A 26,504-nucleotide genomic window follows, 5' to 3' on the forward strand; every position below is an offset into this window, starting at 1 on the left:
TCCATAGGTATCTTAATCTTATTCTGTCTCAAGCAGATAATGATGAAAGATTTTATATACTGTTATATGTTGGTTTTTTAGTTGTTAGAAGCGATACAAACCTGAACAATGAGAGAAGAACTAATAACCACACCCAAATATGAACTTCCGTGAAGAGTTTAAACTGCTGTTACGTGCCCGCTACCCCTTGATTTATATTCCTACATACGAGGAAGAACGGGTAGAAGCAGCTATCCGGGAAGAAGCAAGCAACCAGGGTAATCGCCCGGTGTATACTTGGGATTTTGTCGATGGCTACCAGGGAAACCCCAATGATGTTGGGTTTGGGCGACGTAACCCGTTGCAAGCTTTGGAATTTATTGAAAAATTACCAGCTTCCGCACCTGCGGTAATGATTTTACGAGATTATCATCGCTTTTTAGAAGATGTGGCGATCGCCCGCAAACTCCGCAATCTGTCCAGACTTCTCAAATCGCAACCAAAAAATATTGTCCTACTCTCACCACGCATCGCCATCCCTGACGACTTAACGGAAGTGCTGACAGTCGTCGAGTTTCCCTTACCTGCCGCCCCAGAAATAAAAACTGAGGTAGATCGCTTACTACAAAGTACTGGTAACTCCCTTTCTGGAAAAGTTTTAGATGATTTGGTGCGCTCTTGTCAAGGACTTTCGATGGAACGGATTCGCCGCGTTTTGGCAAAAGCGATCGCAACCCACGGAGAATTGCGACCAGAAGACGTGGAGCTGGTTTTGGAAGAAAAGCGCCAAACTATCCGCCAAACCCAAATTCTGGACTTCTACCCCGCCACTGAGCAAATTTCTGATATTGGCGGACTGGATAACTTGAAAGATTGGTTGATTCGGCGGGGAGGTTCATTTACAGATCGAGCGCGACAGTACGGATTACCGCACCCCCGTGGTTTAATGTTGGTGGGTATTCAGGGAACTGGTAAATCGTTAACAGCAAAAGCGATCGCTCATCACTGGCATTTACCCCTGCTACGTTTGGATGTGGGCAGATTATTTGGTGGTTTGGTGGGTGAATCAGAATCTCGCACTCGCCAAATGATTCAAGTAGCTGAAGCCCTCGCTCCCTGTATTTTATGGATTGATGAAATCGATAAAGCCTTTGCTGGGCTTGGTAGCAAAGGTGATGCCGGAACAGCCAGCCGTGTGTTTGGTACTTTTATTACCTGGCTAGCCGAAAAAAGCTCACCCGTGTTTGTCGTCGCCACCGCCAACGACATTCAAGCTTTACCGCCGGAAATGCTCCGCAAAGGGCGATTTGATGAAATTTTCTTTGTGGGTTTGCCTACTCAAGAAGAGAGAAAAGCAATTTATGATGTTCATTTATCCCGACTGCGCCCCCATAATTTGAAAAGTTATGACATCGACAGGCTAGCTTATGAAACCCCTGATTTTTCTGGGGCTGAGATTGAGCAAACTTTAATTGAAGCGATGCATATTGGATTTAGCCAAAACCGCGATTTTGCTACCGACGACATTTTAGAAGCAGCCAGTCAGATCATACCCTTGGCACGAACTGCCGTAGAGCAAATTCAGCAACTCCAAGAATGGGCTGCTGCTGGGAGAGCGCGTTTAGCATCTAAACACAATCCTTTGAGCGAACGCCTCCGGCGCACTACGTGAACCCAAAAAAATGTAGAGACAGCAGGAGTGCTTACGTCTCTACATTTTTTTGGATAACGCATATTTAATTTCACCAGATGTCTATTCAGCATAGCTACAATAATCAGTTAGTCAAAAGTCAATAATGATGAATTATTATGGACTATTGATTTTTATACTGATGGGTTATTTGCCTCTGAGTTTTCACGTCATGTGGAAAAGCCAATGGAAAACCTAACCCCCCAGCCCCCCTTCCCTTGTAGGGAAGGGGGAGAAATCAAAGCCTATCTCCTTCTAGGGGAGAGGTTTGGAGAGGGGTTTTCCAGATCCCGTGAAAAGTCAGATTTGCTTCTCTACTCGTAACCCTTGAGAGCCAGTTAAACACCACTCTCCTCAATGGGGGAAAATACGCAGATAACTGGCTCACCTACACCCTTGACTCTTGATAATCAGGTTTTAATTATGTTGTCTGGCTTAACAAAGTTTATACTGGGGTTTTTCTTAGCGATCGCTGTGCTAATAGGTGGCGGTGCTGCAATTGCACTCTATTTTATGAATCGCACCGGCATAGCCCCTGCCAAACCCATTTTTTCTAATGATAGTCCTTCAGTGAAAGCCCAAGCTCCTAAAAAAACTGAGCCTGGAGAAAGTAAGCCCGCTCTTACACCTGGAACATCTACTCAATCGTCTCCAAGCTCAACCTCTACTCCTACAGAATCACCAAAGGCTACCCCATCACCAAAACCATTACCATCGGGAGCTTACCGAGGACGTGTTAATTGGGCTGAAGGCTTGAGTTTGCGATCGCAACCAAATCAAGAAGCTGAAAAAATTGGTGGAGTTGCTTTTAATCAAAAAATTATTATTTTGTCAGAAAGCGAGGATAAAGCTTGGCAAAAGATCCGTTTGGAAGATAGCGAACAAGAAGGTTGGGTGAAAGCAGGTAATACTGAAAAAGTTGATGAACAATAGGCATTGGGCATTGGGCATTGAGCATTGGTTATTCTCCTTGTCCTCTTGTCCCCTTGTTTCCCTCATCCCCAGGACACTTACTTGTAAAGAATCATACGAAAAGTAATTCTTACATATAGTCAGTGGTATACTTTTTTATATTTATTAACTTAAAAAAGCAAGTGAAAACAGGGGTAGCTAGCCATTTAATCAAGCTTGCCTCAGTCTACGAGGCATCCGAAAGCATCAAGGTTGTTCCTATCGTAGTTAATTTTAATTTTTTAAATTGGAAAAAGTTATCGACTTTTGGTGCAATGCGTCTTTTGTCTGTGGCTCTGATTACGGGGCTTATGAGTATTGCTGGAGAAGTTTTAGCACTTCAGAAAATAGGAAGTAATGGGCCTGAAGTTAGCAGTAGCCAGAGATGTTTAAAAAAGTTAGGCTATTTTAACGGCCCAGTCACAGGTAAGTTTGCTAGCTTGACTCAAAATGCTACGATCAAATTCCAGCGAGCCAATAGAATATCGGCTGATGGAGTTATAGGTGTTAGCACTCAACGAGCCTTGCAACGAGCATGTAAAAATAGAAGTTCTAATAGAAATATCGGTGGCGCATCACGTTCGCCAGTTGGTCAATATCCTACTCTTTCTCAAGGCAAAACTGGTGCAGCCGTCACAAGATTACAACAGCGTCTACGGCAGTTAGGCTACTTTAATACTAATCCCACTGGGAATTTTGGACGAATTACTAAAGATGCTGTAATAGCATTCCAGCGAAGTTATCGTATAACTGCTAACGGGATTGTGAATCGACAAACTTGGAACGCACTAATGGGTTCTTCTCCGACTCCAGGAAGATCGAGTCTTTCCACTCAACAAGTCAGAGAACTGCAAGTGCGTTTGCGGCAGCTAGGTTATTTAAATGCTGATGCCACTGGGAATGTTGGCCCAATGACTAGAGAAGCTGTAATTGCATTCCAACGAAATAATGGATTACCTGTTGATGGCATTGCTAATGCCCAAGTTTTGGACTCAGTGCGTAGAGTCTCTACAGGTAGTATTCAACAACCAGGTAGAAATTATCTCACTGTAGGCGATCGCGGAGAAAATGTCAGAGTAGTTCAAGAGCGTTTGGCGCAGTTGGGTTTCTCTAATGCTAATCCTGATGGACTTTTCAACGATTACACCAGACAATCTGTGATTGCATTCCAGCAATATTCTCGAATTAATTCGAGTGGAAATGTAGATTGGCAAACTTGGGAAGCATTGGGGTTAAATGGTTCAACTGGGGGCAATTATACTCAGAATAATGATTATGTATTAGCTGACACTAATCGCTATGCATTACCTCCTGCCAATGACAATGTAGTACCTGTTACTAATGGCAACACATTAGTTGCTAATAATCCTTACAGAGTAATAATTCCCATTTCTAGTAATGATACTCTGAGTAAAGTGCAACAATATATACCCAACGCTGTCGCGGAGCAATCCAATTTAGGGGATTATGTGAATGCTGGAGCATTTAGCGATCGCGCCCAAGCAGAAACGCTAACGAAAAAGCTCCGCTCATTAGGTCTGGATGCACGGGTAAAATACAATTAACTAATTCGTAATTCGTAATTCGTAATTCGTAATTAAATTGACAAGCTCAACTGGGAACCTTCCTGAGTTTTATTCACTTCAATCCTGGCTTGGAAGGCTTCTTTGAGGTGGGGCATGTGGGTGACAGTGAGGATGCAGGCGAAATCAGAAGCGATCGCATTAATCGCCGCAATCAAGCGATCGCATCCTTCGGCATCCTGTGTACCAAAACCCTCATCCACAATCAACAATTGCAACGCCGCCCCTGCCCGTTGCGCTAATAGTTTTGCCAAAGCCAAACGGATAGCAAAGTTAATTCTAAAGGCTTCTCCACCTGAGTAAGTTTCGTAAGCTCGTGTTCCTCTAGAATCGGCGATTAAAATATCTAAGGTGTCTATCAGTTTGGCATTTTTCTTGGTTGATTTAGCACTACGTCCAGCTTTTTGAGTAATAAATTGTACATGAAACTGATTGCCACTCAACCGCGAAAGTAGTTGATTTGTTTCGGCTTCCAGTTGTGGCAACACATTCTCAATCATCAGTGCTTGGATACCATTTTTACCAAAAGCTTGCGCTAATTCCTGATAAACCCGATATTCCTGCTTGCACGATTGTAATTGCTGCTGCTGTTGTTCATACTGAATTTGCAGCGTTTCTAGTTGATGCGCCAGCTGTTCTAAACGTCCCAACTTGGCTATTTGCTCATCAAGTTGCCGTCTGCGGATTGCTAATTGCTGCTCTAAAGCTTGAATTTGGGCAGATGGGTTAGCTGTTGCTTGTAGTTGCCCAATAATGCTTTCGATTTGGCTGCCAAGTTTTTGCCGCTCCGTTACTCTGGCGCTTCTAGACTCCTCTAATTCTTGCAATCTCGTCTGGAGTTGCGGATACTGCTGCTGGGCTGATAGCAGGTGTTGATACCGCAAATGCCAAGATTGAGCTTTCTTTGCAGCCATACGCAGATTGTTGTGCTGCTCAGAACTGTAGCCAATTTCAGTAATGTGACGCTCAAGCGCTGCGATTTGTTTAGCACATTCAGAGTCAATCCGATCTTGCTGAATTCTGACTTGTAATTGGTCAATTTGCAATTGAAGTTCTGGTTTTCGGGCTAATAGTTGCGCTTGTCGCTTAGTCGCATCTTTAATTTGCCCTTGCTTAATTTCTGCCCAGCGCCACCGTTCAACTTCGCTCCGGGCGAGGGCGTGGTCTTGTTCATTATAATTAACTTGTTGCAGATATTGGTCTAGCTGCTGGAGTTCTGCTTGTTTATCTGGAGCGTAATCACCAGCTTGGAGCGATCGCTCTAAATGCTGTTTTTCAGCAGCAATTTGTTGTAACTGTTGTTGCACATCAGTTGTCGCTTCTAACTGGGCTGCTAACTGTCCCCGGTGTTCGCGTAAACCATCGTAGCCCGCCAATTGTTGGGATATATCGCGATATTCCTGCCTGAGTGTCTGAATTTCTTTGTCAGACACAGCCAATTGTTCCCGCACTACCCAAAACTGCCCTTGAGTATCTTCTAACTCACTTTGGGTTTTTTCCACCACCCGACTCCAGTGATGTTCGTCTAAAGGACGCTCGCATAATGGACAAAGTGCTTCAGGATTTTGCAGCATTTGCAATTTCTGCTCTAATTCTCCCAGCAGTTTTTCATAATCCCGTTGATGAGCTTGCAAACGTTCAATAAAATGCCGCCTTTCTTGCCCTTTTTCTTGGACTCGTTGCAGATAAACCCGCTTTTTCTCCAGTTCCTCAATCTGAATTGCCACATCCATCACCGCTTGTTGCAGTTGCGGTTGGCGACTATGTTGGCGTTGTAATTGGTTCTCAGTGCTTTGGAGTTGTTCGAGTCGCGCTACTAAACCAGCATGAGTGCGATCGAGTTGGCTTTGTAAAGTTGCTCGTTGTTGCAACAAGGGAGTTACTTGCATTTGCAATTCATCTAAACGAGCAACATGGTGACGGGCTGCGGCTAGTTGTGACAAAGCAGCTTCGACTTCACCTGATTTAGTTAAAGTTTGTTGAATATCTCGCTCTTGTTGCTGCAAAGCTTCTAGCTGCGCTTGGGCTTGTTGCAGTTGCCGTTCGATTTCGTGAATTTCTTTGGTAAGCTGTTGTTGCTTTTGTTGGCGATTTTGTTGAGCGCGAGTGTACTCTTCAAATTTGACAGCAAAAGCTTCTTCTTGAGATTGGAGACTTTGATATTGGGCGTATCCGGCTTTAATTTCAGCTTCTTGGTGTAATATTTTTTCTAAATCTGCTAGCTGAGAGCCAATAGCTGATTGTTCTTGTTGGAGGCGATCGCAATCTTGGGTAAGATTTTGGTATTGCTGCTTTATAAAGCTAAGTTGTTGTTCCCAATTTTGGCGCTGGTGCTGGACAACTTGCAAACTTTGTAATTGAATATTATCAAAAGCTTGCACCTGTTGCAGTTTATTGAGTTCGGCTTCTAACTCCACCCTTTGCGCTTGGGTAATCTGGCGTTGTTGCAGCTGAATTTTTATCGATTCCAAAGAACGCTCTAATTCTACTGCCTGGGCTTTGAACTGACGAGAAGATTCCTTTGCCCGTTCTTCCAAATCATCGTACTGATTGAGTTTTAACAACTCCGCTAAAATTTCTTTGCGTTCTGTCGGGCGTTTGAGCATGAACTCATCTGCACGGCCTTGACGCAAATAAGCAGAATTAATAAACGTATCGTAATCGAGCTTGATATGTTCTAAAATCAAATCTTGGGTTGCTCTTACCCCTTTGCCAGTGAGTGAGCGAAACCCAGATGGTATTTCTATTTGAAATTCAAGAACGCTAGTACCTCCCCGAATTCGAGTACGAATTACCCGATATTTTTGCTGGTTACTTTGGAAAGTAAAATCAACCCGAACTTCTTTTGCACCAGAATAGATGACATCATCTTCAGCAGTGGCGCGGCTTTCACCCCAAATTGCCCAAGTGATTGCTTCTAAAAGGGAGGATTTACCCGCACCATTGGAACCACAAATACAAGCCGTATGCAAACCGCCAAAATCTAAAGTTGCATCACGGTAACTAAGAAAGTTTTTGAGGATAAGTTGTACTGGGATCATTCACGCTATAGCGCCACATCTACTTTTAATCATTAACAGTACAGATGCACTGTTTGTTAGTTTAGCTATCTAAATATCAGGTTTCTAGTTTTGAAGACATCAAATTTACAAAAATTTACAATATTATCAGTCAATTTTTCTTATTGCATGAAAAAGTTTTACTGTCTTCGGAGAAAAATGAAACTTTCCAGGAGACTTTTGTTATTTCTTTCTGTTGTCTGAGGAGAAAACATTCTTTTTTGATTTGTGAGAATTGAAAGTTACAGATCCCTGACTTTGCAAAGAAGTCGGGGATCTTGTTTCTTGGGAATTATTTAGGATTGTTATTGGCTAGTTGCGTAGGCGTAGCCCGTCTTAGACATCGCGATCGCTTAACTTAGACCGAGGTATCAACAATCCAATATATGTACCGACAGCAAATTTGGTTAAATCTAGAAATGGAGGGCGACTCTTCTCATCAATAACTGCCAGAGTGAGAGAACCAATCACCATAATCAGCGTTGCAACAGCTAGCACTTCATCTCTTGAAGGAAATTTCTTGGATAACATAGACTCCCTCGCAAATTGTTTGAATAACTACATCCATACTTTGACAGGTGAGTGTTTGTTCTAGGCTTAAATACAGGTTTGAGATATGAGTGACTTGTGTATGCGATAAGGATGAATAGCCAAATTGGCAGTTAGAATCAGCAAAAGTGTGATGGTTAGCTTATGTTTGGGCGATCGCTTTCCTGTTCTCCAGAAGGTATCCAAAAAGCAAAAAAAGCTTTAATTCGTTATTCCTTAACTCAAAAAGCATTAGCTGAAGATTTAGAAGTAACTCGCCAGCCGATCGGGAAGTTCTTTAGAGGTAAGGCAGTTGACCGTAATCTCTTTGTCCAGATTTGCGACAGGCTAGATTTAGAGTGGGAAGAGGTAGTTGCTGAACCAGCTAGTGAACCAGAGGTAAATCAAGATAACAGCATTGATATTGATATTGATGCGATCGTCCAAGAGGTACGCGAAAAGATAAAACCCCGCATCCAAGAACTTTGTGGCACAATGCGGGTGCTAGATATGACTCAACCCATAAAGTTAAATGACATTTACACCAGCCTCAATATATTAGAGAAAATCACTGGACAGCAACGGTTAGGAATTAATGAATTATTGCAAGAATATACAAATGAGGATTTTGACCGCTTTACACTGGCGAGGATCACTATAAAACGAGTACCAGGGCTGGAGGCGGTTGATAAATATTCCAAGTTAATGATTTTAGGTAAACCAGGAGCAGGTAAAACCACGTTTTTGAAGTATTTAGCAATTCAGTGTATTGGAGGTGAGTTTCAGGCTGAACGTGTACCGATTTTTATTACCCTCAAAAACTTTGCGGAAGCTGCAAACAAACCTGGATTATTGCAATACATCACTGAAGAGACGATAAATTCTATCTCTTCTATCCGAAATGTACTAACTTACGGTAAAACATTAGTTTTACTCGATGGGTTAGATGAGGTTAGAGAAGAGGATAATAAGCGTGTATTAAAGGCAATTCGTGAGTTTTCTGACAATTTCCCAAAAAATCAGTTTGTCATGACCTGCCGGATTGCAGCAAAGGAGTATACCTTTGAAAGGTTTACAGAGGTAGAAGTTGCTGATTTTGATGATGAACAAATTTTAAACTTTACCAATAAATGGTTTAAGGATAAAGCTGTAAAACCAGAGACTTTTATCAAGCGTCTCGAAGAAAATAAACCCATCAAAGAACTTGCAGCAAGTCCACTGTTGCTGACGTTACTTTGTTTAGCATTTGAAGAGTCAGGGGATTTTCCTGCAAATCGTTCTGAGTTATATAAAGAAGGACTAGATGCGTTATTGAAAAAATGGGATGCCAAGCGGGGAATTCAACGCGATCAGATTTACAAAAAGCTCTCAGTCCAACGCAAAGAAGATTTACTCAGCAAAATAGCGTTGACTACCTTTGAGGGGAGTAAATATTTCTTCAAGCAGAAAGTAGCAGAGCAATACATTACAGAATACATCCGCAATTTACCCGGTGCTAATACTGACGAAGAAGCATTGCAACTTGACAGTGAGCAAGTTTTGCGTTCAATTGAGCATCATCATGGGCTAGTTGTCGCAAGAGCGAAAAGGATTTATTCATTTTCTCACCTGACATTTCATGAGTATTTCACAGCTAGAGAATTTGTGGTTGTGAGACAGTCATCAGAGGAAGCGTTGCAAAATCTTGTTAGCCATATTACTGAGAAACGCTGGCGGGAAGTCTTTTTGCTGGCGGTTGGGATGTCTCCAAGTGCAGATCGGTTATTGTTGTTGATCAAAGAGAAAATTGATTTTATATTGACTGATGATCCGAGATTGCAGCAGTTTCTTCTGTGGGTAAGAGAAAAATCTCTTTCCGTTAATTTTTATTACAAACCAGCAGCAGTTAGGGCCTTTTATCTCGACCTCTTCCGAACCATCGACCTATCTTCAACCATCGACCTCGACCTCGACCTTGACCTTGACCTTGACCTCGACCGATCCCTCTGCTTCGACTTCTCCTACTGCCTCTCCCAATCCCTCGACCGAACCTTCTCCGTCTACTTCTCCCAATCCCTCTCCCAATCCCTCGACCGATCCCTAGACCGATCCCTAGACCGATCTTTCTCCATCTCCCTCAACCTCGACCAATCCCTCTCCCTCTGCCTCGACCCAGAACTCAAGAATTTGCTGCAAAAACTTCAAGAGCAACTACCAAGCACAAAAGATTGGCAAAAATCTCACAAATGGTGGTTAGCTAATGGGAAGACTTGGTGTGAAGAATTAAGATTAGTAATGATTAAATATCGTAATATCGGTCATGATTGGCAGTTCAGTAACGAGCAAAAAGAATTGCTTCAGCAGTATTATGATGCCAATAAATTACTGGTAGATTGCCTAAATAGTGATTGTTATGTCAGCCGTGAAGTGCGACAGCAAATAGAAGATACTTTGTTATTACCGATCGCAGAGATTAAACAGCGCCAACAGCAATCATAAATACTCATATAAGAGATAGTGAATTATTCGTTAAAAAACCGAAAATATTTCACAAATATTCGCAAATAAATCTAGAATGGAAGTAAGAGTTCACAGTCAACCCATTCGCCTCTATTCAGTAGCTTAGATATGTGGACATGAGTAATAAAACAGCATTTTGGAACAAAATGATACTCATTTACGTCGTGTAAACCTTAACCTTGGATTTTAGTAACGCACATTAGCAGAATACAAATTCTGACAAGCGATGTCTATGACGGTTTACGTCTGTGCGATCGCAAAAACTTCCCATCATAATAAGTACTTGTATACCCCTACAGACAGGTTTAAAAACAGTCAGAAACAAACTCAGTGAATCCTCGTCATTAAATACATCACATACACAAAGGACAACCCTCTTATGACTCGCATACATCAATGGAAATCTGGAACTGCTGCACTGATGGCAATGGCCGTTACTACAAGCCTTATTAGTCCTCTATTGAGCTTGGCTCCTGCTAATGCTCAATACAGAATCGATCAAAATAGAACTAGTCAATACGGAAACGTTACCATTCCTTCTGGAGTTGCTCTTCCTGTCACCTACGAAAAAGAGACAATTACTATTGCTCCTGGAGAAAGTAAATCTCTAACCTTGAGAATTGCCAATGACATTATCGACAGAAATAGAAATGTCTTAATTCCTGCTGGTACTAAAGTAAATGGACGGCTAGAATCTGTTGATTTAGATAGTTATTCCAGAGATACAAGAAATGATGATAACCAAGGAAAAGGCGTGCGGTTTGTCGCTCAAGAATTAGAATTTTCTAACGGTCAACGTCAGTCGATTAATGCAACTTCTCGGACATACACCACAACTCAAAGAGTTTCACAGAAGCCCAACACTACTCAGGTTTTAACTGACGCAGCTATTGGTGGAGGTGCTGGTCTTTTAGGTTCATTAATTACTGGTAATCGCAAAATTGACGATTTAAAACCTGTTATTGGTGCGGCTGCGGGTGCAGGTGCGAGTGTGCTGTTGCGGAAAAAAGAAGGAAATGCCTTTGTCCTTAGACCTGAACAGGATTTAAGGCTTACATTGAATTCTAACTTGAATTTAGTACCACAATCCCGCTACTAGATTTAACTTCATTCAAGTTGTGAATTTAATCATCCCTTATATGCGATCGCCACTTTAACTAGAGTGTGCGATCGCCTTTATTTTTAACCCTAAAAATTTCTATTGTACAGCAACTATTCCACCTCTATATCGTCTTAATCAGTATGAATATTTATTTAAATACTTATTTAAAAATTGGCTCTATTGTCTTCTGTATCTAAAAGAGTATTCAAAATTATGGAATATCCTGATACTTTTATTAAGTAGTAGCGATCGAGGAGCTTCTTCTTGTGGTAATTCAAGGTTTGAATTTAAGCACATATCTTGCAATTCCTGTAGTATTAAGTCTTTTGGTTCCGGGAGACAATATAAAAGTATCTTTAGTTGAAAATGCCAGTCAGGTATCCACTAACAAGGAAGCGAGTCTATCTAGCGGTGAGCTAATCAGCGCGAATTCAACACCGAAAACATACTATGTTAGTGGTAGTGGAAACGACAATAATAGCGGACTTTCTACTTCATCTGCCTTTAAAACAATTCAAAAGGCAGCAGACCTTACGAACCCTGGCGATACAGTATTGATTATGAACGGAGTATACACAAATACAGGTAAAGCTGGGAGTGTAGTAAATATTATACGTTCTGGAACTGCAAATGCATGGATTAGGTATAAAGCATATCCTGGGCATTTCCCAAAAATTCAGCACAATACATGGAATGGGATCACGATTTCAAATAAAGCTTCATATATCGAGATCAACGGGCTAGAGGTTATGGGAAACAATGCCAATATAACCCTTGATTACGCGATGAGTCAGAAGACTAACAAACAAAACCCACTGACGAATGGAAACTGTATCAACATTGATGGTCGAAGCAATGGTCATGTTCATCACATCCGTATTTTGAACAACAAAGTGCATGACTGTGGAGGAGCAGGTATTTCAGCAATTCAAGCAGACTATGTAACAATAGATAATAATGTGGTATTTAATAATGCCTGGTACAGCGTTTATGGTTGCAGTGGCATTTCGATGTTGAATAATTGGAATTCTGATAACAACCAGGGATACAAGATGTTTGTTACCAACAACAAGACCTACAACAATCGTATGTACATCCCTTGGATTGCAGTTGGAAAGATTACAGACGGTAATGGTATTATTATCGATAGTACAAGAAATCAAGATAACTCAAAATTGGGTGTATATAAAGGACGCACTTTAGTTAAAAACAATCTTACATTTAATAATGGTGGATCGGGTATTCATGCATTTTTTAGCGACCATGTTGATATTGTAAATAACACAGCTTTTTTAAATAATCAGAGTCCAGAAATTAATGGGGGGCAAATATTTGCTCATACCTCATCCGATGTCAGAATTCTCAGGAACATTCTCTATGCTTTTCCTGACAAAAATATTAATAACAACACTAAAAACAAAAACGTTGTTTATGATTATAATATCTATCTCAATAGCTCTAAGATAACTGCTAAGGGGCCTCACGATATTGTTGCAGACTCAGAGTTTTTAAGTAAGCATCCCACTCTCGAAAAAATCTCTGACGATTGGAAATCACTAGAGAAACAAAATCCGCCAACGCGGACTGTTATACAGGCTAATTCAGCAGGTTTTGTTTGCGATCCAGTGAATTATCCTTTGCAAGGCAAACAGATCGTAGTGGGATGCTCCTCGCTATCTTCAACTCAAACTGCTTTTTCTGATGTTTCATCTAACTATTGGGCGGCACAATTTATTCAACAATTGTCTGGGCAAGGTGTAATTGCCGGATTTCCCGATGGTAGTTTCCGCCCAGAAGAACCGGTGACACGCGCTCAATTTGCCGCGATGATCGACAAAGCTTTCCCAAAAGCCCAGCAACGGCAGGCAATCAATTTTACTGATGTACCTAGCAACTATTGGGCATCCAGTGCGATTGGGCAAGCTTATACTATTGGTTTCTTATCTGGTTATCCTGGAAATCGCTTTGAGCCTAATCAAGCTATCCCCCGCGAGCAGGTTTTGGTTGCCCTCGCTAATGGTTTGAAATATAGTCCTAGTGGCAATACCGAAAGCACTTTGAAATACTTCAACGATGCCTCTAACATCACTAGCTATGCCCGTAGCCCGATCGCCGCAGCAGCCCAAAAGCAAATTGTGGTGAACTATCCAAATGTAAAGTTACTGAATCCAACTGCAACAGCTACTCGCGCCCAGGTAGCAGCTTTTATCTACCAAGCATTGGTTAGTTCTAATCAAGCTTCAGCAATTAACTCGCCTTATGTTGTGTTAAGACTTAGCAATTAACTCGCTCTATACAATGATTGTCGGGTCTACTACTTCAACACCTGTATCAGTCACAATTAGAATCTGTTGATTTAGATAGTTATTTAATAGGCGATCGCTACTTTAACTAGAGTGTGCGATCGCCTTTACTTTTAACCATAAAATTTTCTACTCAACAGCAACTATTCTTTCTCTAGATCGTCTCACTCCGTATCTATATTTTTGGAAATCTGCTAATAGAGAATAGTGTGATGAGATTACTTCTATTAGCTAGTTCGTTTGGCATAGATGTTTTAATGAATTTAATGATGACTGCATGACTAAAGTAATGGTTTTGACAAAAAGCAGAAAAATTAGGAACCTTGTACTTTAGTAAATGTCTAACTAATTAACAGTAAAAAAAATAATAAAACTGGAGCAAAAAAATAATGTTTAACTTAAATCGTTGGCAATCTAGAACAGCTGCACTCATGGCTTTGAGCGTCACAGTCGGTACTGTAGCGCCTTTCATTACAGCTTCACCATCTTTAGCTCAAACGACTTTTTCTGATGTTTCATCTAACTATTGGGCAGCACAATTTATTCAACAATTATCTCAGCGAGGTGTAATTGCCGGATTTCCTGATGGTAGTTTCCGCCCTGAAGAACCGGTGACACGCGCTCAATTTGCCGCGATGGTTAACAAAGCTTTCCAAAAAGCACAGCAACGGCCAGCAATCAATTTTGCTGATGTACCCAGCAACTATTGGGCATCTAGCGCAATTGAACAAGCTTATACCATTGGTTTCTTATCTGGTTATCCCGGTAATCGCTTTGAACCTAATCAAGCTATTCCCCGCGAACAGGTTTTAGTTTCCCTTGCTAACGGTTTGGAATATACTCCTAGCGGTAATACCGAAAGCACTCTGCAATACTTCAACGATGCCTCTAACATCGCTAGCTATGCCCGTAGCCCGATCGCCGCAGCAACTGAAAGGAAAATTGTGGTGAACTATCCGAATGTGAACTTCCTGAATCCAACTGCAACAGCTACTCGCGCCCAGGTAGCAGCTTTTATCTACCAAGCATTGGTTAGTTCTAATCAAGCCTCAGCAATTAACTCGCCTTATGTTGTGGCTGTCGGATCTACTACCCCAACACCTACATCAGTGACAATTGCCCAAGGGACTACTATTCCTGTGAAGTATGACAAGGCAGAAAAAATTCTCGTTACAAAGGATGAAACATCGCCCTTGACATTGACAGTATCCCAAAACGTGGTTACGCAAGACGGAGCTGTAGTGATTCCTGCTGGTAGTCAAGTTGTTGGTCAACTCAAACCTGCTACAGGCGGTTCTCAATTCGTTGCCGAGAAACTAGTTTTGACCAATGGTCAAGAGTATCAACTTAACGCTAGTTCTGAAGTGATTACCAAAACTGAAACCGTCAAGAAGGGTACTAGTGTTGGTTCAATTATCAAGAATACTGTATTGGGCGCAGGTGCGGCAACTGCGGTATCTGCTGTCACAGGCGATCGCGCCATTGCCACAGAAGAAGTCTTAGGTGGTGCTGGTATCGGTGCGTTGGTTGGTCTGTTCTTCGGCAAGAATAGTGTTGACTTAATCGCCATTGACCCAAATACCGATTTACAAATGACCATCAATCAAAACTTGTTGGTTTCATTAAGATAGTCATTAATACATCTAAAGCCGAATTGTAAGAATAGCGTAAATACTAATATATTTAGTATTTACGCTAGTTTTTTATCAAACTAGAAACTTTTAGAAAATTGCTTAAACTAAATTTAACGTGAGTTCGATGAACCTCTCCCCAACCCCTCTCCGAGGCACAGAGGGGCAGAAATATTTTTAGTTGACAACGAAAAAATTAGGGTTTCAAAGCCTCTCTCCCTGTGGGGGAGAGTAATGGAAGTGGGGTTTTTAGAGCCGTCGAACTCACGTAGTCTAATGTCTTTCTAGTTGGTGCAGAGTACTGATACTACTCTGCACCAATTAACTGAGGGTAAACAGCCACTCACGGATGCTTAGAAAAGCAAGCGGCTAAGATGCTTACTGGACAACGTTTTTAGCCTTAGCGTACAATTTTCCAGTTTTGGCACGGTGATGCCTATTACTCAGTGGCAAGGAAATAAAGCTCGCTACATTGGCTTACGCAAAAACCTATTTGACCTCCGACGCATGGCTGTTGTTCATAATCTCCACGTTCTTGCCCGTATGTCCGAAACTCATGCTGGAGCAATTTCTCACCTTACTACTCCACAATCTGCTTAATTTGTCAATATCTTCTACTGGACTGGCTCTCTAGGCGTTCAATTTCAAGTAAATGAATTTAACTCAAATTTGACCATACAAGTCGGCAGAAAAGCTGTTGTGTCTTCTTTTATATAAAATAGGAAATATTTTTTTGATATCTACAATACTTTGATACTACGAAATCATATGTTCAATAGACAAAATCATGAAAAGTTCCAAATCCAATGGATAATTACAAATACTGTTAGTTGTTTTTTAGCTTTTTTAATCTGGTTAATTGTAGGATTAGTGATGGATAAGATTAAACCAGATTTAGACTATTGGTTAAAGAATACTATATATCTTATTAGTTTTTTTTCCCCTGGTGTTGTAATTGGACTATCACAGTGGTTACTACTTCTAAAAAAGATTCCCACGATAAGTTGGTTATGGATACTATCCAATGTACCCGGATTGTATTTAGGTTTGATCTCTACATTTGTAGCTTGTGGTTATACTATACTATTTATTATTAATTTTTTACAAGGTACTCATGAACTAACACAGAGATTTTTAGTAGGAAGTATAGGAGGTGCAATTGGAGGTGCTGTAGGAGGAATTATTACTGGAATAATTCAACATCTTTTAATTAGAAAGAATTTTTCTGTAAATTACTTGTGGATAATCACTAGTACTGTAAGTTGGTCTCTAAGTTGGAGTCTAGGTTGGACTGTAGTATTTATAGGCTCTCGTATTTTTAATGCAATAGGTTCTTTTTTCGGTATAACATCATCTCAAGCAAGCTTTATGTTTGGTCTTCCATTGCCCGTTTTTGGGATTATTTTTGGTTTTGTAAATGCAATTATTACAGGAAAACTACTGGTTCGGTTATTGAGACAATACGATTAATTGAGAATCGGTAAAAAAGTGACAAAAAAATGCCGAAACTAAAAATATCAAAGAAAAATCAAGGTTTCGGCTATGTCTACTATTGTATCTCGCCTCGACATTACACAAATTTTCTGCGACTTAGATGATTTTTGTCACCAATGGGAAAACTTCTGGTTTTACATACACGCACTGGAGAAATTACTGGGATTAGCTTTATTGATTCCACACCGATAAATGTTTGTCATAACTGTCGAGCGCATTCTCACAAGGTATTTAAAGGTTTAGTTAAATGGGGAAAAAATTCTGTGGGATGGCACTTCGGATTTAAACTGCATTTGATTATTAACGATTGTGGAGAATTATTGGCATTTTCCCTAACTCCTGCCAATGTAGATGACCGAAAACCAGTCCCAGATATGACTCGTGACTTAATTGGTAAACTTTTTGGTGACAGAGGATATATATCTCAAAAATTATTTGAGGAGTTATATGAACGAGGGTTGCAGTTAGTCACAAAATCTAAGAAGAACATGAAAAATCGCTTGGTCAAACTGATTGATAAGATTCTGTTACGCAAACGCGCTGTCATTGAGTCGGTCAATGACCATTTGAAAAATATCTGTCAAATAGAACACTCTCGCCATCGTAGTCCATTTAACTTTTTGGTTAACTTGATGGCTGGTTTAACTGCTTACACCTATTTGCCCAAAAAACCTTCCATTGATATTTACCCAAAAGATTTGCCTGCTCTACCTCCTGCCATTTTTTAGTTCCGTCGAACTCACGTTAAGTTAAACAAATTTTTTACGCCGTTTTTTATTAGCGTAAGCTTGTACCATTAATTACGAATTACGTTAGCGCAGCATTAGCGACGCAGGAGCGTCATTACGAATTACGAATTACGAATTACGAATTAGTAATTATTCGGTCAAGCCGTTCGTAACCGTTCGATGTCTCGCATCGGTGGCGCACCGAACAGGCGGGAATATTCCCGGCTGAACTGTGAGGGACTTTCATACCCAACCTGATAAGCAGCAGAGGTTGCATCACAATCTTCCGTCAGCATCAAGCGACGAGCTTCCAACAGTCTTAACTGCTTTTGATATTGAAGCGGACTCATTGAAGTCACTTGCTTGAAGTGCTGATGAAACGACGAAGTAGACATTCTTACCTGCTTTGCTAAGTCCTCGACTCGCATCGGCTGAGTAAACTTAGACTTGATGCGTTTAATCGCTTCAGCAATTCGCTGCATACTGCTGCCAGATGTAGCAATTTGACGCACGGCTTCACTTTGTTCCCCGATCAGCAGACGGTAGTAGAGTTCCCGAATCATCATCGGTGCCAGCATAGGAATATCCTGTGGCGTATCTAAGAGCTTAGTGAGGCGAAGGGCACAGTCAAGCAACGTGGGATCGGCGTTGCTCACAAATAAGCCTCGGACGGAGTTCTCTTTCTTCGCTGAACTAAAGTTCATTTGAGCAGCCATTTCACAAAGTTGCATTGGATCTAGGGTCAGCTTTAATCCTAAATATGGCCGATCGCTTGTCGCCTCAACAATACACCCACCGATGGGGAGATCGACTGAGACAACAAGACATTGCCCGATCTCATAGGGATACGTTTCCTCTCCCAGCACTATGTTTTTCTTGCCTTGAACGAGAATGGCCAGACGCGGTTCATAATCCTGGTAAATGATGGCAGATGACGCATTCGATCGCGAAAAGCTCAATGGTGCGATCGCAGTTGGATAGACAAGGTTGTTATTGGGTTCGGTGTGCCGCTCCACTAATGCCGCCAGCGCTTCGCATCGATCTGCAACTACCTCAGAATTGGGGATAACGAAAGTCATGGTAAAGCCTCGACTCATTCAATGCCCTACACGATTATAGAATGTCTTCAAGCAATCCATGCTGGAGAATTAGGCAAGGATCGAAGAGTTTTAGGCATTGGAAACTCTGAATCGAATTCGTAGGATGAAAGCATCTCAAGCAAGACCTTAAAGAATCCGAACAACGATGCCGCATTTGTTTCCTGAAATTAAAAACTTCTTGGAGGAAATGGCAATCCGTCCAAACAAACTTTGAAAGCAGTTTTACGCCTTTGAACTCCTCAATAACAACTGAAGCAATAAGCAGGAAAACCTATTTATGCAAAATACTCCCCAACAAATGCAAACAATGGCTGTGGACGAGTTCGGTCATGCTGACAAGCTGACTTTGCACACCTTACCCGTGCCTATGGTAGATGCAGGCGAAGTTTTGATTCGCATCGAGATTGCCGGAGTTGGCATCTGGGACGCAATGGAGCGTGAAGGCGATCTGGTGTATAACGAAGTCCACTTTCCGCGCGTGCTGGGCGGCGAATGTGCAGGCACGATTGTTGCCATTGGCGACGGCGTTGAGCGTTTTGCTGTTGGCGATCGCGTTTACGCTCAGAGCTTCATGAATGACAAGGGCGGTAGCTATGCCCAATACGTCGTTGTATCTGAAAAAACGATCGCGCCGATACCCGATGGTCTCGATATGCTGATGGCAGGCGGGCTACCCATTGCTGGTATCACAGCGCTAAACAATTTGCTGGCACTGGGGATAGGCAGCGAAACCAAATTAATGCTGTGGGGCGCGAGCGGCGGTGTCGGTCACGTGGCACTGCAACTGGCTAAACGTATGGGGGCACACGTTTTCGCGATCGCATCGGGTGCGGACGGCGTAGAGCTGTCCAAGCAATTGGGTGCCGATGAAGCAGTGGACGGACACAGCGACGACATTGCCCAACGCGCCCGCGCTTTTGCACCCGATGGTTTCGATGCGGCGCTGGTGCTGGTGGGCGGCGATACAGTTCAATCCACGCTGAGTTTGGTGCGTCAGGGTGGGATCGTCTCCTTTCCTAACGGCGTGATGCCCGAACCCAAAGCGCCCGACGGTGTGGAACTCAAGAAGGCAAATGGCTTCGCCGACCCAATGTTGTTAGACGAACTTAACCGATTGATCGGTATCGGTGAATTTCAAGTTCACATCGCGCAGACATTTGGGCTGTCAGAGGCGGCACAAGCGCAGGATGCGATGAAACAGCACTATCTGGGTAAAATCGTGTTGCGCGTGAGCGGCGAATAAGCGCTGATTGAATTTTCAGCTTTGACAACAACTTTACTCTCAACAAATTTTGACATCTTTGCAGGAAAAATACCTATGAATCTCACTGACAACACCATCCTCATCACTGGCGGCACAAGCGGCATCGGTCGTGGGCTTGCCGAGGCGTTCTATCAACGCGGTAATCAAGTCATCATTGCAGGTCGTCGTCAACATCTCCTCGACAAAATCACCGCCGCTCACTCCGGTATGCACGGGATTCAACTTGACGTTCAAGATCCGGCGGACATCGAAGCCTTTGCGTCCCGCATTCGAGAGCAGTTCCCTAAACTCAATGTTCTAATCAACAATGCCGGAATTGCTAAGACGGAAGACCTCACCTCAGATCCGATCGATTTCTTTGCGATCCAGTCTATGATTCAGACTAATATTGTCGGTGTACTTCACCTGACGGCGGCACTCCTCCCGACTCTCAAACAGCAACCGCATTCAACGATTATCACCACCACCTCTGGCTTGGCTTTCGTTCCCATCAGTCCATATCCGACTTATTGCGCGAGCAAGGCTTTTCTGCACTCTTGGTTGCAGTCGCTCCGCGTTCAGCTTCAAGAAACCTCCGTGGAGGTTCTTGAACTTGCCCCACCCTATGTACAGACGGAGCTTGGCGGGGCTAGTCAGGCGACCGATCCTGCTGCAATGCCACTCGCTGACTTTATTGCTGAAGTAATGCAGATTCTCAGCACTCCCAACCCGCCCCACGGCGAAATCCTTGTTAATCGTGTCAAAGCACTACGATTTGCTGAAAGGAACGGTGAGTATGAGCAAATATTCGCGAGCCGCAACGAACAATGACAAGCGATAGAAATCTATCGATCGCCAAGAGAGGGCTTCGATCGCACGCAGCGACATCAATGAGAAATGGACTCTACAAAATTGCTGTCGTTAAATCACTAAAAAATTCTTGGAGAAAGTAGCAATATGTCTGAGCAAACGAACCTTGGTGGCAATTTTACGCTGCCGAACACTTCAATAACAGTGAAGCGCATAGGTTATGGTGCCATGCAACTCGCGGACCCGAATGTAATGGGTGCGCCGCGAGATGTGGATGCAGCCGTTGCTGTTTTGCGCGAAGCGATCGCACTTGGCATTAATCATATCGATACCAGCGACTTCTATGGGCCTCACATCACGAATCAAATTATCCGACAAGCACTGCATCCCTACCCGGAAGATTTAGCGATCGTCACCAAGGTTGGAGCGCGTCGTCCTGAAGATGGCTCGTGGGTTCCCGCGATGTCGCCGCAGGAACTAACCGAAGCGATTCACGACAACCTGCGTAATCTCGGACTCGATGCGATCGATGTTGTCAATCTCCGCTTGATGGGTGACGTTCATGGGCCATCGGAGGGTTCTCTTGCAGAGCCGCTAACGACCTTAGCCGAACTTAAGGAGCAGGGATTAATTCATCACCTCGGTTTGAGCAATGTCACACCTACGCAGTTGGCAGAGGCGCAAACGATCGCAGAAATCGTCTGCGTGCAGAATCAGTACAACGTAGCGCACCGAGAAGATGACGCTTTCATTGACGACCTCGCAAAGCAGGGAATTGCTTATGTGCCGTTCTTCCCGCTGGGTGGGTTCAATCCGTTGCAATCGTCAGCCCTCGATGCTGTCGCAGCATCACTTGGAGCTACACCGATGCAGGTCGCCTTGGCATGGCTGCTTCAGAGATCGCCGAACATCCTGTTAATTCCCGGAACGTCATCCATTAGTCATCTGCACGAAAACACCAAAGCGGCAGACCTGCAACTTTCACCACAAACGATCGCACATCTCGACGCGATCGCTACAACTGCGGTTCAGTGAAAACATTATTGTCCAAGACTAAAAACTAATTCTCAACTTCTGGCAACCAAATAATAAATGTAGTTCCTGGCGCATTGGGTGAAGTGAATTTAGAGTTGATTGCAGGGCTGAAAACCTCAATTTCACCCTGCATTTGCTCTATTAATTGTTTAGCGATCGCTAACCCCAAACCTGTACCTGGGATTTCTGTTTGCGCTTGTACTCCGCGATAATGCCGTTCTCCAAGATGTTCTAAATCTTGGGGTGGAATGCCGGGCCCGTTATCACTAATAACTATTCCCTGAAAATTAGCTTTTTCTTGCCCCGCCTGAATCAAAATTTTGCCACCAGTGGGAGTGTATTTCAAAGCATTATCAATAATATTAGTTAACACCTCTCGTAATGCTTTGACATTGGCACGTACTAGGGATGAATTTTCTTGAATTTCAGTTATTAGTTTTAGCTTTCGCTCTTGGGCGATCGCTTTGGCTGATATTAATAATGGTTCTAATATATCTGCTAGGGAGCAGTCAACTGCTTTATCTCCCGTTCCTGGTAATAATAACGGAGGTTTAGCATCTTTTTGGATAGTTGCTTCTACAAATACTTCTTCAGGGAGATGTAGTGGTGCTAAATCTGCCTCTGTCAAATCAATTACTTGATCGAATTGTTGCAGCAATTCTTGGAGGCGATCGCTTTCTCTGACAATACTATTTGCCACATCCCGGTTAACATCTGCTGGTCGTAGTCGTTTCAATAACAGTTTGCCAAAAGTCCGTAACGCCGTTAATGGGTTACGAAACTGATGCAACAAATTATCCAGCAAATCTCGCTGTTTTTCTTGGAGAATTTGTTGCTCGCGCAACTGTTGCTCAAACCATGCTCGCCGCTGATCTAAAATACAAGCGATCGCTAATGTTTGGGCTATCCGTTGAATCTGACTTTGTTCGTGTTCATTCCATACCCGATCTTTCCTACCTGTCACTAATAACCCCATCATCACACCCTCATAAATCAAAGGTAAAACAATTTGGTTGCCACTAAGTAGGTATTCCTCTTTGAGATCGGGTTGAGACGTATCTGGTATCTCAGACTCCCGTGACGAAGTTGGAGATTCTGAACCTGCTGTCAATAACCTTCCCTGTTGATTGGGTAATATAAACGCCTTTCCAAGTTGAAGTTGCTTGTATGCCGTCGCTTCAATAGTTTCCTCTCCTGGCAGCAATAATGCTGTTTCCGGGTAAATCACCACAGGAATCAGTTTGGCATCGCCAGAAGGAGTATCTACCAATTCTTGTGTTAAGTACACAATACTTAAAGTTGCTCCTAGCCCTTGGGTTAGTAGCGCTATTTGCTCTCGACACAAAGCAAGAAAATCAGAACTGGCAGACATTAACATTTTTTAGCTTTTGCTCAAGATTATAGATTTTGAGGCATGATGTAAGAGAGGATACTTAATTTTTACCTCACTCATTTCATCAAGCTTAACTAAAATCTTCAAAAGAGATGGTTTGTACTAAGGAATTATATTCTTAGGTGATTTTATTTTCTTGATGTTTCAAAGATATTAACTTTCTTATATTAAAAGGTTAAAAACTATTGATATTCTGAACTAGAACCTATATAATGACGACGGATTTTGTAGCTATCACTACAATCTATAGCTTGAAAGAGGAGGACAGTATATTGGCAAGGAGACGCAAAAGGAAGAGTCGTCGTCGTCAGGAAGGACGGCGTATTTTGGAACACGTGCCTCAATATAGCATCGAAAGTGGCGAAGAAAAGCCAGTAACAGCAGCGAGAAGATTCATTCAAGCTGAAGGGATTTTGCCACCAGCGTTGCTACTTGTAAAGCGAAATGAACACACTACAGATCGTTATTTCTGGGCAGAAAAGGGACTGTTTGGTGCTCAATACGTAGAGGAAAACCATTTCTTGTTTCCTAGTTTGAGGGTGTTGGAACCTTCACCAGGTCAAGAACCTCTTGCTTTAGCTAGTCGTTGAACCATAGATGGTCATCTTGGGCATTGAATGTGGCTCCTGACTATTATTAACTGGCAAAATTGCTAAGTTTATGCAAAATTTAATTTTTTTTTAGTTTGTAGCTGATTTGCCAGGAAATCTAGTCCAGGTAGTTGGAAAGTGAAGCTGTTTCAAACCATGCTAGATTGCATGGATTGATACTAATTTGATGATGCAAAAGGGAGTGGGTATAGAGCCAAGCGCGTCTAAAAAGAAGAGTGAAGTTGCGCTCTTATGCCGTAGATGGTTAAAGCTTGCTCTGTCAATGAATTTAAGTTAATGAATTTAAATTTTTTCCCCACGACTTTGGTCGTGGGGAAAACTGACAAAGCAGCAGTCTTGATTTTCTCCTGACTACTTTCCATTGCCTGCATAGTAGGTTAGGTCAGAAGTCTGCATATCATAGTTAAGAGATGGTCGCAACAATCAACAATTATTTCCCAGGCTTGAGCTGTAGAGTCCTCTGCAACTCGCTGAGTTCATCTCGATGGGCAACTACAGCAATCTTACTTGAGGAGGTTTGTTCGCTCTGAGTTGTTTCTACTTTGAGCGATACCTTCTCAAGTCTTCCAGATTTTTTCCAATAAAATAGACCACTTAAAGGCGACAGCAGTACCATCGCCAGAACAAGGGTACTCAGGCTAGGAAAAAGCAGGGATGTCACCAGAGATAGACAAACAATGCCAGTCGCTGCTAGGAAAGTTAGAAATATGGCTAAGAACCAGCTGGGACGAACATTACCTTCAAAAATTACCTGATTTTGTTCTCGGTCTACCGCTGCCACTCGGTAAGACCGCGATCGAAAATACTCTTTTAATTGAGACATTAAAACAGCTTCATCTTGCTCAGATACTAGGTGGGCTATTTCTGTGCGGTCTTTAGTCGAGGCACGAATAAAGAAAAACAGCCCAACCGATAACAACAAGGTTAGCAGGAAGGTAGATGGCAGAATAGCAGTATCCATAACTAATTGTTAGTGTTTGACTGGAGGAGACTTATTCATTATCAATGATTCGTTACTTTTTCCTCCCGTTGATGTAGTCAAGCCATTGAAAAGCTAAATCCTGAGCTTGAACTTGCCATTCAGGAGAAACTTGGTACATCCGCCTGGGGCGCCCCCGTCCTTCGAGTTTCTTCCAATATCCAGTGATTGCCTTTTGGTCTTCTAGAAATTTGATTGCACTATAAAGTACGGTATCTGAAAGCCGATAGACGGGATACTCAGTTTCTAATTGCTCAATCAACTCGGTTCCGTAGGATTCACCTTGTAATAAAACAGACAGTATGTAACAAACTGCTAGTTCTTGACAAAGGTAAGTTGGCGGAGGATTCTCAAAAAATTGATATATATCCTCAAGTTTCATGGTTAGTGAATGGCTAAAAAAAATGCCTTAGGGTAAAGTCTACAATCCTTGTAGCTAGTATACAGTGCTACTACTACGCGAGTAATACATATAAAGCTACTTAGACTAGATATCTATTGCGTAAACATCAAACAATTACCCACGCCTGTGAAGTTGTGGGGCGAGTTTGCGAGTTTTAGGGGCACAAAACAATGTACCCCCACTCAAGCTCGATACGGTGTGGTGAGGAGCGAACAGACAGTGAGAGACTCAGTATCTTGGTGTTAACTGATGCCGAGCTGCTTAAGCAATAAAATGCCATCGAAGAAATTTTACAGGTAAAATGCTATTTTGTCTGTAAAGCTTAATAAACACTTTGTTTTACAGTGATTTTCCCAATGCAAATTCTAAAATCTTAAGCTAAGGGATATATCTGAGATCGAACTGCTACGTCGGTAGACATACTTAAACAGTAACCATTTCTGATTTCCTCGATCGCAGAATTTCTTGTCTTATTTGACAAGTGTGATAGTAAATTTATCAAAGAAGGCGCTAAACTCCCTTCGTCCTCTCCTCTTCGCCTTCCTTTATCAAGCACCCAGCATATTAGCGATCGCTATGTCACAAACTCCCGATGCCCCATCATCTTCCTCAACTCTTAGGGCAATTGCCCAAACTTTTCGCCTTACAGGTTGGATTAGCTTCTGGATTCAGCTAGTACTAGGCGTTGTTTCTAGCATAATTGTGCTGCTGTTCGCCATCTTTAATCAAAGAACTGGCAGTCCTAGTAATAATCCTGGGACTGGCTTTGGCGTATTTTTAGCAATTTGTGGACTGGTTGTTTTAGGTGGGGGGATTTATTTAGCTTACCGTTACACGAGAATTGGCAAGCAATTGGAATCCTCCAATCCCAGCAACCGCCCTCGGAAAAGCGAGACTGTGCAAGTATTACGCTTAGGTGTGTGGGTGAATTTAGGAGGAACGCTAGTGACTCTTTTGGGAGCGCAAGCGATCGTTGGAACACTGGTAGCACGATCCATATCTCCGCAAGCGATAACTACCCAATTTTTTGACCCTACCCGGATTATTAGCGGTCTAGATATGCTTGTAGTACAGGCAAACACCAACACTGTCTCAGCCCACTTTGCAGGGCTGGTGGCGTCACTTTGGTTACTCAATCGCATTAACCGACCGTAGAAAAGGGAGTCAGAAGAAAAGGTAATAGTCAAAAATCAGCAATTCTTTTGACTTCTTTTCTCCTCTTTTTCAAAAGTTGTATGGCAATAATTCAAATATGTTGATTGTACTTTTCCGAAATTATTAAATTACTGTGTGAAGAATAATACCAGTTTCTTACGTTAGCACCCATCTAAAGAGTGATATTAGAACCGTTATCAAGGTGAATTAATTTTTATTGAAGGTCTG

The 26,504-nt window shown here is 42.3% G+C and carries 19 protein-coding genes and 2 pseudogenes; 15 read left to right on the forward strand and 6 right to left on the reverse strand.

The annotated features are described in order from the left end of the window. The first annotated feature begins 139 nt into the window (after positions 1-139). The 3 genes from RMX89_RS08240 (at position 140) to RMX89_RS08250 (ending at position 4,185) form a co-directional block, all read left to right on the forward strand. A complete protein-coding gene (locus RMX89_RS08240; RefSeq protein ID WP_322688584.1) occupies positions 140-1,651 on the forward strand; it encodes an AAA family ATPase in 1,512 nt (503 codons plus the stop codon). Positions 1,652-2,092: 441 nt separating this feature from the next. Continuing rightward, on the forward strand, positions 2,093-2,602 hold the full coding sequence (locus RMX89_RS08245; protein WP_322688653.1) for an SH3 domain-containing protein: 510 nt from the start codon (positions 2,093-2,095) through the stop codon (positions 2,600-2,602). A gap of 161 nt (positions 2,603-2,763) precedes the next feature. Next, the gene (locus RMX89_RS08250; protein WP_322688585.1) at positions 2,764-4,185 is read left to right on the forward strand and encodes a peptidoglycan-binding protein; all 1,422 of its coding nucleotides are present in this window, start codon (positions 2,764-2,766) and stop codon (positions 4,183-4,185) included. 32 nt (positions 4,186-4,217) lie between these two features. On the opposite strand, the gene RMX89_RS08255 is transcribed toward RMX89_RS08250, so the two are convergent. Further along, positions 4,218-7,244, reverse strand: coding sequence for an SMC family ATPase (locus RMX89_RS08255; protein WP_322688586.1), 3,027 nt, complete (start codon positions 7,242-7,244; stop codon positions 4,218-4,220). Positions 7,245-7,598: 354 nt separating this feature from the next. Further along, positions 7,599-7,793: a hypothetical protein gene (locus tag RMX89_RS08260; protein WP_322688587.1), complete on the reverse strand. Its 195-nt coding sequence runs from the start codon at positions 7,791-7,793 to the stop codon at positions 7,599-7,601. 162 nt (positions 7,794-7,955) lie between these two features. Between RMX89_RS08260 and RMX89_RS08265 the strand changes: the two genes are divergently transcribed. From RMX89_RS08265 to RMX89_RS08295, 7 genes and pseudogenes are all read left to right on the forward strand, one after another. Next, on the forward strand, positions 7,956-10,268 hold the full coding sequence (locus RMX89_RS08265; protein WP_322688588.1) for an NACHT domain-containing NTPase: 2,313 nt from the start codon (positions 7,956-7,958) through the stop codon (positions 10,266-10,268). A 400-nt stretch (positions 10,269-10,668) separates the two neighbouring features. After that, positions 10,669-11,388 (forward strand): conjugal transfer protein TrbI, encoded by a 720-nt coding sequence (locus tag RMX89_RS08270; protein WP_322670959.1) that lies wholly within the window; start codon positions 10,669-10,671, stop codon positions 11,386-11,388. A gap of 1,640 nt (positions 11,389-13,028) precedes the next feature. Continuing rightward, a pseudogene (locus tag RMX89_RS08275) lies at positions 13,029-13,658 on the forward strand (S-layer homology domain-containing protein); the annotation flags it as partial. A 425-nt stretch (positions 13,659-14,083) separates the two neighbouring features. Next, positions 14,084-15,325, forward strand: a complete 1,242-nt coding sequence (locus tag RMX89_RS08280; RefSeq protein WP_322670960.1) for an S-layer homology domain-containing protein — start codon at positions 14,084-14,086, stop codon at positions 15,323-15,325. A gap of 432 nt (positions 15,326-15,757) precedes the next feature. After that, entirely contained in the window at positions 15,758-15,925 is a 168-nt protein-coding gene (locus RMX89_RS08285; protein ID WP_322688657.1) for a hypothetical protein, read from the forward strand. A 273-nt stretch (positions 15,926-16,198) separates the two neighbouring features. Then, the gene (locus tag RMX89_RS08290) at positions 16,199-16,795 is read left to right on the forward strand and encodes a hypothetical protein (RefSeq protein WP_322688589.1); all 597 of its coding nucleotides are present in this window, start codon (positions 16,199-16,201) and stop codon (positions 16,793-16,795) included. 167 nt (positions 16,796-16,962) lie between these two features. Further along, positions 16,963-17,547, forward strand: a pseudogene (locus RMX89_RS08295) (IS982 family transposase); the annotation flags it as partial. Between the two features lie 158 nt (positions 17,548-17,705). Here the strand turns inward: RMX89_RS08295 and RMX89_RS08300 are convergent. Continuing rightward, on the reverse strand, positions 17,706-18,626 hold the full coding sequence (locus RMX89_RS08300; RefSeq protein ID WP_322670961.1) for an AraC family transcriptional regulator: 921 nt from the start codon (positions 18,624-18,626) through the stop codon (positions 17,706-17,708). A 298-nt stretch (positions 18,627-18,924) separates the two neighbouring features. Here RMX89_RS08300 and RMX89_RS08305 point away from each other — a divergent pair, with 298 nt between their 5' ends. From RMX89_RS08305 to RMX89_RS08315, 3 genes are all read left to right on the forward strand, one after another. After that, positions 18,925-19,890 (forward strand): NADP-dependent oxidoreductase, encoded by a 966-nt coding sequence (locus RMX89_RS08305; protein WP_322688590.1) that lies wholly within the window; start codon positions 18,925-18,927, stop codon positions 19,888-19,890. Positions 19,891-19,911: 21 nt separating this feature from the next. Further along, positions 19,912-20,721: an SDR family oxidoreductase gene (locus tag RMX89_RS08310; protein WP_322688591.1), complete on the forward strand. Its 810-nt coding sequence runs from the start codon at positions 19,912-19,914 to the stop codon at positions 20,719-20,721. A gap of 126 nt (positions 20,722-20,847) precedes the next feature. After that, entirely contained in the window at positions 20,848-21,735 is an 888-nt protein-coding gene (locus RMX89_RS08315; protein WP_322688592.1) for an aldo/keto reductase family oxidoreductase, read from the forward strand. Positions 21,736-21,760: 25 nt separating this feature from the next. Here RMX89_RS08315 and RMX89_RS08320 read toward each other — a convergent pair whose 3' ends face one another. Beyond that, positions 21,761-23,113: an ATP-binding protein gene (locus RMX89_RS08320; protein WP_322670965.1), complete on the reverse strand. Its 1,353-nt coding sequence runs from the start codon at positions 23,111-23,113 to the stop codon at positions 21,761-21,763. Positions 23,114-23,400: 287 nt separating this feature from the next. Between RMX89_RS08320 and RMX89_RS08325 the strand changes: the two genes are divergently transcribed. Further along, positions 23,401-23,718 (forward strand): DUF3155 domain-containing protein, encoded by a 318-nt coding sequence (locus RMX89_RS08325; RefSeq protein ID WP_041566316.1) that lies wholly within the window; start codon positions 23,401-23,403, stop codon positions 23,716-23,718. 451 nt (positions 23,719-24,169) lie between these two features. Here RMX89_RS08325 and RMX89_RS08330 read toward each other — a convergent pair whose 3' ends face one another. Then, the gene (locus RMX89_RS08330; protein WP_322688593.1) at positions 24,170-24,700 is read right to left on the reverse strand and encodes a cofactor assembly of complex C subunit B; all 531 of its coding nucleotides are present in this window, start codon (positions 24,698-24,700) and stop codon (positions 24,170-24,172) included. Between the two features lie 52 nt (positions 24,701-24,752). Further along, positions 24,753-25,100 carry a PadR family transcriptional regulator gene (locus RMX89_RS08335; protein ID WP_289798053.1) on the reverse strand — a complete coding sequence of 116 codons (348 nt, stop codon included), beginning with the start codon at positions 25,098-25,100 and terminating at the stop codon, positions 24,753-24,755. A 597-nt stretch (positions 25,101-25,697) separates the two neighbouring features. Between RMX89_RS08335 and RMX89_RS08340 the strand changes: the two genes are divergently transcribed. Beyond that, positions 25,698-26,276 (forward strand): DUF3611 family protein, encoded by a 579-nt coding sequence (locus RMX89_RS08340; protein WP_292730500.1) that lies wholly within the window; start codon positions 25,698-25,700, stop codon positions 26,274-26,276. Positions 26,277-26,504 lie beyond the last annotated feature (228 nt).

The organism is Nostoc sp. DedSLP04 (assembly GCF_034530775.1).
In the GTDB taxonomy this organism is placed as follows: domain Bacteria; phylum Cyanobacteriota; class Cyanobacteriia; order Cyanobacteriales; family Nostocaceae; genus Nostoc.

Bases quoted from the DNA above. Each gene is read 5' to 3' on its own strand.
- RMX89_RS08240 (WP_322688584.1), top strand. From the start codon at position 140: ATGAACTTCCGTGAAGAGTTTAAACTGCTGTTACGTGCCCGCTACCCC.
- RMX89_RS08245 (WP_322688653.1), top strand. From the start codon at position 2,093: ATGTTGTCTGGCTTAACAAAGTTTATACTGGGGTTTTTCTTAGCGATC.
- RMX89_RS08255 (WP_322688586.1), bottom strand. From the start codon at position 7,244: ATGATCCCAGTACAACTTATCCTCAAAAACTTTCTTAGTTACCGTGAT.
- RMX89_RS08260 (WP_322688587.1), bottom strand. From the start codon at position 7,793: ATGTTATCCAAGAAATTTCCTTCAAGAGATGAAGTGCTAGCTGTTGCA.
- RMX89_RS08265 (WP_322688588.1), top strand. From the start codon at position 7,956: ATGTTTGGGCGATCGCTTTCCTGTTCTCCAGAAGGTATCCAAAAAGCA.
- RMX89_RS08270 (WP_322670959.1), top strand. From the start codon at position 10,669: ATGACTCGCATACATCAATGGAAATCTGGAACTGCTGCACTGATGGCA.
- RMX89_RS08280 (WP_322670960.1), top strand. From the start codon at position 14,084: ATGTTTAACTTAAATCGTTGGCAATCTAGAACAGCTGCACTCATGGCT.
- RMX89_RS08285 (WP_322688657.1), top strand. From the start codon at position 15,758: ATGCCTATTACTCAGTGGCAAGGAAATAAAGCTCGCTACATTGGCTTA.
- RMX89_RS08290 (WP_322688589.1), top strand. From the start codon at position 16,199: ATGGATAAGATTAAACCAGATTTAGACTATTGGTTAAAGAATACTATA.
- RMX89_RS08300 (WP_322670961.1), bottom strand. From the start codon at position 18,626: ATGACTTTCGTTATCCCCAATTCTGAGGTAGTTGCAGATCGATGCGAA.
- RMX89_RS08305 (WP_322688590.1), top strand. From the start codon at position 18,925: ATGCAAAATACTCCCCAACAAATGCAAACAATGGCTGTGGACGAGTTC.
- RMX89_RS08315 (WP_322688592.1), top strand. From the start codon at position 20,848: ATGTCTGAGCAAACGAACCTTGGTGGCAATTTTACGCTGCCGAACACT.
- RMX89_RS08320 (WP_322670965.1), bottom strand. From the start codon at position 23,113: ATGTTAATGTCTGCCAGTTCTGATTTTCTTGCTTTGTGTCGAGAGCAA.
- RMX89_RS08330 (WP_322688593.1), bottom strand. From the start codon at position 24,700: ATGGATACTGCTATTCTGCCATCTACCTTCCTGCTAACCTTGTTGTTA.
- RMX89_RS08335 (WP_289798053.1), bottom strand. From the start codon at position 25,100: ATGAAACTTGAGGATATATATCAATTTTTTGAGAATCCTCCGCCAACT.
- RMX89_RS08340 (WP_292730500.1), top strand. From the start codon at position 25,698: ATGTCACAAACTCCCGATGCCCCATCATCTTCCTCAACTCTTAGGGCA.